The sequence below is a fragment of the Rothia sp. HMSC065C12 genome, from assembly GCF_001812085.1.
Taxonomy (GTDB): domain Bacteria; phylum Actinomycetota; class Actinomycetes; order Actinomycetales; family Micrococcaceae; genus Rothia; species Rothia mucilaginosa.
Genome location: NZ_KV807678.1, coordinates 270,241 through 279,539, shown reverse-complemented (window position 1 = coordinate 279,539; position 9,299 = coordinate 270,241). Strand labels below are relative to the sequence as shown.

The window sequence follows — 9,299 nt, the reverse complement described above, 5'->3', positions numbered from 1 at the left end:
GAGGATGCGGCGGGTGCGGGTTGAGTCCCGCACCCGCCGCATTCCTGTCAGCACTGCGCTGTACGCGCCCGCGCTAAGCTGCGCACCTATTTCACACGCCACCCGCACACTACCCACGCTTTCAAACCGCACCCTCAAGGAGAACCATGAGCGCCCCCATCTTCTACATCAGCACGGAAGAATACGACGCACTCACCCCCGGCGCCACCTGCGCGCTCGGCGGCTCCGAAGGCAAGCACGCCCTCGTCAAGCGCCTTGAGCTCGGCGAACGCATCGACCTGGGTGACGGCACCGGCCGCCGCGCACTCGGTACGGTCGCCTCCATCAATGCGGACGGCGTGAGCGTGCAGGTGCAGGAGCTGCGCGAGGAACGCAGCGTGCCCTCCATCTACCTGGTGCAGGCGCTCGCGAAGGACGGCCGCGACCTGCTCGCCATCGAAACCGCGACCGAGCTGGGCGTGTACGGTGTGCTTCCGTGGAGCGCGGACCGCTCCATCGTGCGCTGGAAGGGGGAGCGCGCCTCCAAGGCACACACCAAGTGGCAGAACACCGTCACCGCCGCGGCGAAGCAGTCGCGCCGCGCACTCATTCCCGAAGTGTACGACCTGTACAACACCGCCGACCTGGTGGAACTCATCGAAGAAGTTGCAGGCTCCGAGCAGTCTGCCGCCGTGTTCATCCTGCATGAGCAGGCGACCGAACGCCTCAGCGCCCTGGCACGCAAGCTTGTCGAGGCAGAGAACCTGCCCGAAGAAATCTACCTGCTCGTCGGCCCCGAAGGCGGCATCAGCGACCGCGAAGTGCAGCTCTTCACCGACGCCGGCGCGCAGCTGGCACTACTCGGTGACGAGGTGCTGCGTTCCTCCACCGCCGGTTCTGCTGCCATGTGCACCCTGAACGTGGTGCTGGGCCGCTGGTAGAGCGCCGCTGACAGGAATCCACCAGGGCGTGGCGCATCACACCCATCTATACTTGTAAATACATCACTAGCCAAGGAGCCCATATGACTACCTCCCGACCTCTCTCGACCGCACGCACCGTATCCTTCAAGAGCGCCGCAGAAATGATTGCCGTGCTCGGCCCGCAGGACGCGCACCTGGCAATTATCGAGGACTACTTCGAGCAGATTAGCCTGCGTCCCAAGGACCTGGACGTGCTCATCACCGGCCCCTCCGAGGCCGTCAACACCGCCGCTAAGCTGCTGAACGAGCTGCGCGTGCTCTCCAGCCACGACACGCAGATTACCGTGCAGGTCATTCACCGCCTCATGGGCATGCTCGGTGACGAACTGAGCAACCCGGCGCACTCGCTGTCCACCAGCATCCTCTCCACCCGCGGCACCACGATCCGCCCCAAGACCATTAACCAGAAGAAGTACGTGGACGCTATCGACGCGAACACCGTCATCTTCGGCATCGGCCCGGCGGGTACCGGTAAGACCTACCTCGCCATGGCGAAGGCAGTGCAGGCGCTGCAGACCCACGAAGTGAACCGCATTATCCTCACCCGCCCCGCCGTGGAGGCTGGCGAGCGTCTGGGCTTCCTGCCCGGCACCCTCAACGAGAAGATTGACCCGTACCTGCGCCCGCTCTACGATGCACTGCACGACATGCTCGAGCCCGAAACCATCCCCAAGCTCATGGAGGCGGGCACCATCGAGGTCGCACCGCTGGCGTACATGCGCGGCCGCACCCTCAACGACGCATTCATCATCCTTGACGAGGCGCAGAACACCACCGCCGAGCAGATGAAGATGTTCCTGACCCGCCTGGGCTTCGGCTCGAAGATGGTCATTACCGGTGACATCACCCAGATTGACCTGCCCGGTGGCGCGGCCTCCGGTCTGAAGCAGGTGCGCAATATTCTGCAGGGCGTGGAGGATATTCACTTCAGCATCCTGGAATCCTCCGACGTGGTTCGCCACACCCTGGTGTCGAACATTGTGTCCGCCTACGACCAGTGGGGCGAAGACCAGAAGGCAATGGAACGCAAGCGCAACCGCAAGGTCAAGCGCGCCACCATCGAGGCCGCAGCCGAGAAGCTGCTGGACCGCGCCGGCATTAACGGCGGCTCCGAGAAGAACGCTGAGAAGAACACCGAAGCAAACAACGCACAGACCACCCCGGAAGGACGCTAAACGGTGGCAGAGATCGAATTCGACTGTGAAGAACCCGCAACCGGTGCCGACCCGGCAACCGACGCCTTCATCCGCGAATCTTTCGAAGCGGTAGACACCGAGGTGCTCACCCGCCTCGTCGAGCACGCCTTCAAGCGCATGCACCTTGCCGATGACACCTACCTGTCCATCGCCATTGTGAACGAAGACGAAATGGAACGCGTGCACATCGAATGGATGGACCTGCCCGGTGCAACCGACGTGATGAGCTTCCCCATGGATGAGCTGGAACCGGGAACCCCCGAAAACCCCTCCAGCGGCATGCTCGGCGACATCATCCTCTGCCCGCCCGTTGCCGCACGTCAGGGCGCAGATGCAGGTCACAGCACCCTCGACGAGCTGTGCCTGCTCACCACCCACGGCATTCTGCACTGCCTCGGCTACGACCACGGCACCGCCGAAGAGGAAGCTGAAATGTTCGGCATTCAGCGCTCCATCCTCGAAGAGTTCCTGGGCCGCCCGGCACCGGTCGAAACCCGACACTAGGGGAGCGGCGTGGACATTCTATTCACAGCCCTCCTCGCCGTTCTCGCGCTCTGCCTGACCGTGGTTGCGGCAATCGCCGAAACCGCATTCACCTACCTGCCGCACAACGAGGCTGAGGAAGCGGTAGAGGCACACCCGGACACCCTCGGCGCGCGCGTCCTACAGCGCACCCTCGACGGTGATTCCGAGGCGTACACGCACCCGCTTCGCCTGACCCGCCTCATTGCCGCAGCCGCCGCGGTGCTCGCCACCATGACCTGCCTACTGAACCTGGTCGAGGTGCACGCGCTCGCCGTCGTGTTGACCCTCGTGCTGGTTGCCTTCGTCGGCTACCCGGTGCTACACGTGCTGGCGCGCTCCGCGGGGCGCAACCGCCCGGTCGCGTCGATTCGTGTGCTGGCTCGCCCGGTGCACTACCTGTCGGTTCTGCTGAGCCCGGCGACCGGTCTGCTCGATAAGCTCAGTGTGCGCCTGGCGCCGGAACGTTCGGCTGAGGCCCCGGTGGGTGTGTTCGATGAGGAGGAGCTACGCGAGTTCCTGGACCGCGCCTCCGACGCTGAAACCATCGAGGACGACGAGGCGCAGATGGTGCAGTCCGTCTTTGAGATGGACGATACCCGCATCCGTTCGCTCATGGTTCCGCGTACCGACATGCTCACCGCCAGCCGTGACACCCCTCTGCGTGAGGCGCTGAGCCTGTTCCTGCGTTCGGGTTATTCGCGTATGCCGGTGATTGGTGATTCGAGCGATGAGATTCTGGGCGTGCTTTACCTGAAGGACGCGATGCGCGCCTTCATCCTGCACGGTGAGGCTCCCGAGGGTACCGCCCTGCCGACCGTGGTTGAGCTGATGCGCCCGGCTCGTTTTGAGCCCGAGTCGAAGCGCGCCATGGATTTGCTGCGTGAGATGCAGCGCGAGTCCACGCACGTGGCGATTATTGTTGACGAGTACGGCGGCACCGCCGGTCTGATTACTCTTGAGGATTTGATCGAGGAGCTGGTCGGTGACATTTCTGATGAGTACGACCGTGAGAGCCCCGATTACACACTGAATGATGACGGTACGTTCCGCCTGTCGGCTCGTCTGGGTATTGATGAGCTGGGCGAGATTTTCGGTCGTGAGCTCGACGATGAAGATGTTGATACGGTGGGCGGTCTGCTCGCTAAGCATCTGGGCATGGTGCCGATTATCGGTTCTGAGATTGAGATTGACGGCATTCATATTCGTGCGATTGGTTCGTCGGGTCGCCGCCACCAGGTGGATATGTTGCAGGCGTGGTATGAGCCGCCTCGTGATGAGCAGCAGGGTGCTGAAGGTTCCCCGGCGTCTAATTCCCCGAAGTCTGAGGTTGCTGACATCCTCAGCGTGGATACCAATCCGCCCGCTGTGGCTGAGCCGCACGCGCATCCGGATCTTCCGGGAGATGCTGCAGAGGCTGAACCTGCCACCGACAAGCACGGCAACCGCTAGATATCGAACATAGACGCCGCATTTTCCCTAACACACTTTGAGTCGGCCGCCCCACCCCGGAAGGCGCAGGCAGATGAGGCTGGCACCCCATACACCCCGCACGGGGTTTGATAAGGAGAAACACAATGGACCAGGAGTACACCCCGCTCGATTTGAGCACTCTGGACTTGAGCACCCCGCTACCGACCTACCCGGAGAATTTCCGTTCGGGCTTCGCGTCGCTGGTGGGCCGCCCGAATGCGGGTAAGTCTACTCTGACGAACGCTATGGTCGGTCAGAAGGTGGCTATCACCTCGAACCGTCCGCAGACGACCCGCCACACGATCCGCGGTATTGTGCACAAGGACGAGTACCAGCTGATTCTGGTGGACACCCCGGGTATTCACCGCCCCCGCACTCTGCTGGGTGAGCGTCTGAACGACCTGGTGGCGAGCACTCTTTCGCAGGTGGATGTGCTGGGCTTCTGCATTCCGGCGAATGAGAAGATCGGTCCGGGTGACCGTTACATTGCGTCGCAGCTGGTGGCGTCGAGCAATAAGCCGGTGGTTGCTATTGTGACCAAGGCCGATACCGTGAACTCCGACGAGCTGCGTGAGCAGCTGCTGGCTGTTGAGGCGCTCGGCGAGGAAGTCATGAGCGCTGAGCGTGCGGCTCGTGCTAAGCGCGCCGCGCATCGTGCGAAGCAGAAAGGTAAGGGCCCCAAGGGTAAGGGCGGCAAGAATGATGCTGTGCCTTTCGCGAAGGGTTCGGGCCCTGCGGCTAAGCGCCGTGCCGGTGAGGTCGCTGAGCCGATGCCGGTTGACGGTAAGGGCGGCTGGGCTGCGATTATCCCGGTGTCTGCTGTGAAGCATTTCCAGGTGGATGCGGTTGCTGACCTGCTGGCGCAGTACACTCCGCTGTCGCCGCCGCTGTACCCGGATGGTGAGCTGACCGATGAGCCGGAGGCAACCCTCATCGCGGAGCTGGTGCGTGAGGCGGCCCTGGAGGGTGCGCGTGAGGAGCTGCCCCACTCGATTGCTGTGACGGTTGAGGAGATGGAGTTCCGTGAGGGCCGCCCGGAGGATAACCCGCTGCTGGATGTGCACGTGAACCTGTATGTGGAGCGCGAGTCGCAGAAGTACATCATTATCGGTAAGGGCGGCTCGAACCTGCGCAGGATTGGTACGAAGGCTCGTGAGCAGATTGAGGCGCTGCTCGGTACCCGCGTTTATTTGAATATTCATGTGAAGGTTGCGAAGGAGTGGCAGTCTGACGCGCGTGCGTTGAACCGCCTGGGATTCTAGTAGCTTTCCTGAGCGCATCGCCCTGAGATTTTGCCCTGCGAGGCAGCCCCGAGAGGTTGCCCTTGGGGCGGTCGCGCATCCTTAGTTTTCACCCGGTGGCTTGCAGAAATATGTGCATGCCTCCGGGTGAAACTTTTCACTCTCATTCGGCGCTCATAGGGAAGAGTGTTACTCTGAGAAAGCACTTGCTCACCGGCAGAAAGAGAAAAGGTATGCCCCAGGCACCTCGTTTACGAAGCACCGGTCGTCATATGCGCACGACGGTGATGACTTCAAACCGCAATAAGTGGATTGCTCTGCTTACTGCTTGCATGCTCGTCATTGTTGTTGGCTTTGGTGGCGTGTTGGCTCTGCGTATGCGCAATAATCTGCATACTCAGGAGCTGAACATCAGCAATTACAAGAACGGCCTGGAGAACGGCGCCTTGGACATTCTCGTGATTGGCTCCGACACCCGTAAGGGCAATAACGGCGCGTACGGCGATGAGGATGACCGCAATTCTGAGGCTCGCGCGGACGTGATGATGCTGCTGCAGATCAGCAAGGACCGTAAGAACGTGAGCGTGCTGTCGTTCCCGCGTGACCTGATGGTTGATGTGCCGCAGTGTACTGATCCTGAGAGCGGCACCGTGTACCCGGCTGAGGAGAACGTTCAGATTAACGAGTCTCTGTCTCGCGGTGGCCCCGGTTGTACTGTGGCAACCATTAGCAAGCTGACCGGTGTGAATATTGACCACTTCATGTTGGTGGACTTTAACGCTGTGAAGGAGCTGTCGAAGGTTGTTGGCGGCGTTCAGGTGTGTGTGGACGCTCCGATTGATGACGAGTACAGTGGCCTGAAGCTTCCTGCGGGTACTTCTACTGTTGAGGGTGAGCAGGCTCTTGCGTTCTTGCGTAGCCGCCACGGCTTCTCGGATGGTTCCGATATTGGTCGTATTCAGGCTCAGCAGGGCTTCTTGTCTTCGCTGCTGCGTAAGGTGAAGAGCGAGGGTACTCTGTCGAATCCGGGCCGTCTGATTAACATTGCTGAGGCGATTACTCAGAACGTGACGGTGGATAAGAACCTGGGTAATATCAGCACTCTGGTGGGTGTTGGTGCGGCTCTTGGTGGCGTGGACCTGTCGAACGTTGTGTTTGCGACGGTGCCGACTGAGCCGTGGAGCCAGGATGAGAACCGTCTGCAGGTTTCTGCGGATGCTGCGAACGTGTTCCAGCGTCTGCGTGACGATAAGTCGCTGAAGGAGGAGAAGGCTCCGGAGGCGCCGGCTACTTCTGCCGCTCCGGTTCAGCTGGATCGTACGGTTCCGGTGAGCGTGTACAACGCGACCGGTCTGGATGGCCGTTCGGCTACGATCGCCTCGGTGATTGAGGGCCTGGGCTACACGAATGTTACTCCGGGTACTTCGGCTAACCCGACGAACTTCACCACGGTGTTCTACTCGACCGGTTACGAGGCGGAGGCGAAGGAAATCGCCGCGAAGCTGAACGTGACCCGCGTGGTGGCGACCGAAGAGGTTCAGGGCGTGTCGGTGACTATCGGTACTGACTTCCCGTCCGGTGAGGCGATGGAGAAGCAGGAGGCTGCGATTGCGGGTAACGCGACCGGTCAGACTGCTGATCAGAACAAGTGCCAGACTGCTTTCGCCTACTAGGTTCTAGCTAGGGCATAGCGCAGATACATGAATTTTGAGTGAAGGGGCGTAGCGCCAGAAATGGTGGCTGCGCCCCTTTACCGTTAATTCTTTCCAGATGATGGACGGCTTCCCGGATGCCCTGCCGCCGCCTCCGAGCGCTGTGATAGCGTGGAGGTATGACTATTCACGGTGAGAGCATGCGCGGGGTTACCCGCCAGGCAGTGAACCTGCTGCTTATTCGCCGGAACGGGGCACGCTAGAATCTGCCGCAACCGTTCCGGCTTTTTGACGCGGCATCTCACCTTTGCATCCTTTCTGATGCACCGCCTTGAACACGGCTGCCGGGGACCGATACCCGGCACGGTACGAGCCCCACAATTGGGGTAGAGCGAGACGGACCAACCCACAGGAATTCATCATGAAAAACCACCAGAAGCCCAGCCCCATGCCGGTACACAAGTACCGCCCTTTCCACGAGCAGATTGTTGTTGACCTGCCGGACCGCACCTGGCCGGATAAGGTCATTGAGAAGGCTCCGCGCTGGTGCGCAGTGGATCTGCGTGACGGCAACCAGGCGCTGATTGACCCCATGGACACCGACCGTAAGCTTGCAATGTTCAAGCTGCTGGTGAAGATGGGTTACAAGGAAATTGAGGTTGGTTTCCCCTCGGCGTCGCAGACTGACTTTGATTTTGTGCGCACTCTCGTTGAGGACGGCCACATTCCTTCGGATGTGACCATTCAGGTTCTGGTGCAGGCGCGTGAGCATCTGATTGCCCGCACTTTTGAGGCGATTGAGGGCGCACCGCAGGCGATTGTGCACTTCTACAACTCGACCTCCGTTCTGCAGCGTCGCGTGGTGTTTAACCAGGATCAGGAGGGCGTGCTGGATATCGCCCTGCAGGGTGCGCGCCTGTGCCGCAAGTACGAAGAGCAGATGATTTCTGACACTAAGGTTATCTACGAGTACTCGCCCGAGTCTTTCACCGGCACCGAGCTTGAGTACGCGGCTCGCGTGGTGAACGCTGTGGCTGAGGAGCTGGAGATTGGTCAGAACGGCCGCGAGCTGATTGTGAACCTGCCCGCTACCGTTGAGATGGCTACCCCGAACGTGTACGCCGACTCTGTCGAGTGGATGCACCGCAACCTGAACCACCGCGAGCACATTGTGCTGTCGCTGCACCCGCACAATGACCGCGGTACCGGTGTGGCTGCTGCTGAGCTGGGTTACCTGGCGGGTGCTGACCGTATTGAGGGTTGCCTCTTCGGTAATGGCGAGCGCACCGGTAACGTTGACCTGGTGACGTTGGGCCTGAACATGTACACCCAGGGTGTGGATCCGCAGATTGATTTCTCTGATATTGACGGTATCCGTAAGACTGTTGAGTACTGCAACCAGCTGAAGGTGCACGAGCGTTCGCCGTATGGTGGCGATCTGGTGTTCACCGCGTTCTCTGGTTCTCACCAGGACGCTATTAAGAAGGGCTTTGAGGCTCTGGAGCGTACTGCTGCTGAGGCGGGTAAGACCGTGGATGAGGTTTACTGGGAGGTTCCGTACCTGCCGATTGATCCTCGCGACCTGGGTCGTACCTACGAGGCGATTATTCGTGTGAACTCGCAGTCCGGTAAGGGCGGCATGGCGTACTTGCTGAAGCAGGATCACGGTCTGGATCTGCCGCGTCGTGCTCAGGTTGAGTTCTCGAAGATTGTTCAGGCTCGTACTGACGCTGAGGGCGGCGAGATGACCAGCCAGAAGCTGTGGAACATCTTCGCGGATGAGTACCTGCCCGCAACCGACACGGAGAAGCGTTGGGGTAAGTACCGTATTGAGTCGATTAACATTGATTCGGCTGATACCGGTGCGACTACTCTGCGTGTTGGTCTGAACATTGATGGTCACACGTACACTCGTTCTGCTTCGGGTACCGGTCCGGTGGATGCTCTGCAGAACATCCTGTCGGGCGAGGGCGTGGATATTCGCGTGATGGATTACTCGGAGCACACCATGTCGTCTTCGTCGACTGCTAACGCTGCCTGCTACGTTGAGGCTGCTGTTGGTTCTCGCGTGCTGTGGGGTATCGGTGTGGACAACTCGACGACTCGTGCGGCGTTGAAGGCGATGATTTCAGCCGTGAACCGTGCGCTGCGTGATGAGCGTCAGGCGTAGGCGATAGCCGTACATGCTTTGTGCAAGGTTTGCGGGTGACTGCTGGCGGGTGACCGTTAGCCGTGCATGATGTGGGGGCGGGA

At 60.5% G+C, this 9,299-nt stretch carries 7 protein-coding genes; all 7 read left to right on the top strand.

Annotated features, from left to right (window positions below; translation table 11 throughout):
- The first annotated feature begins 146 nt into the window (after positions 1-146).
- The 7 genes from HMPREF2836_RS05395 (at position 147) to leuA (ending at position 9,216) form a co-directional block, all read left to right on the top strand.
- Entirely contained in the window at positions 147-920 is a 774-nt protein-coding gene (locus HMPREF2836_RS05395) for a 16S rRNA (uracil(1498)-N(3))-methyltransferase (RefSeq protein ID WP_070629731.1), read from the top strand.
- Positions 921-1,003: 83 nt separating this feature from the next.
- Positions 1,004-2,137 carry a PhoH family protein gene (locus HMPREF2836_RS05390; RefSeq protein WP_070629729.1) on the top strand — a complete coding sequence of 378 codons (1,134 nt, stop codon included), beginning with the start codon at positions 1,004-1,006 and terminating at the stop codon, positions 2,135-2,137.
- Between the two features lie 3 nt (positions 2,138-2,140).
- Positions 2,141-2,662 carry an rRNA maturation RNase YbeY gene (ybeY, locus tag HMPREF2836_RS05385; RefSeq protein ID WP_005505992.1) on the top strand — a complete coding sequence of 174 codons (522 nt, stop codon included), beginning with the start codon at positions 2,141-2,143 and terminating at the stop codon, positions 2,660-2,662.
- Between the two features lie 9 nt (positions 2,663-2,671).
- Entirely contained in the window at positions 2,672-4,132 is a 1,461-nt protein-coding gene (locus tag HMPREF2836_RS05380) for a hemolysin family protein (RefSeq protein WP_070629727.1), read from the top strand.
- Positions 4,133-4,257: 125 nt separating this feature from the next.
- A complete protein-coding gene (locus HMPREF2836_RS05375; RefSeq protein WP_210394334.1) occupies positions 4,258-5,415 on the top strand; it encodes a GTPase Era in 1,158 nt (385 codons plus the stop codon).
- Between the two features lie 266 nt (positions 5,416-5,681).
- A complete protein-coding gene (locus HMPREF2836_RS05370) occupies positions 5,682-7,067 on the top strand; it encodes an LCP family protein (protein WP_371440854.1) in 1,386 nt (461 codons plus the stop codon).
- 400 nt (positions 7,068-7,467) lie between these two features.
- Positions 7,468-9,216: a 2-isopropylmalate synthase gene (gene leuA / locus HMPREF2836_RS05365; protein WP_070629723.1), complete on the top strand. Its 1,749-nt coding sequence runs from the start codon at positions 7,468-7,470 to the stop codon at positions 9,214-9,216.
- The last annotated feature ends 83 nt before the right edge of the window (positions 9,217-9,299 follow it).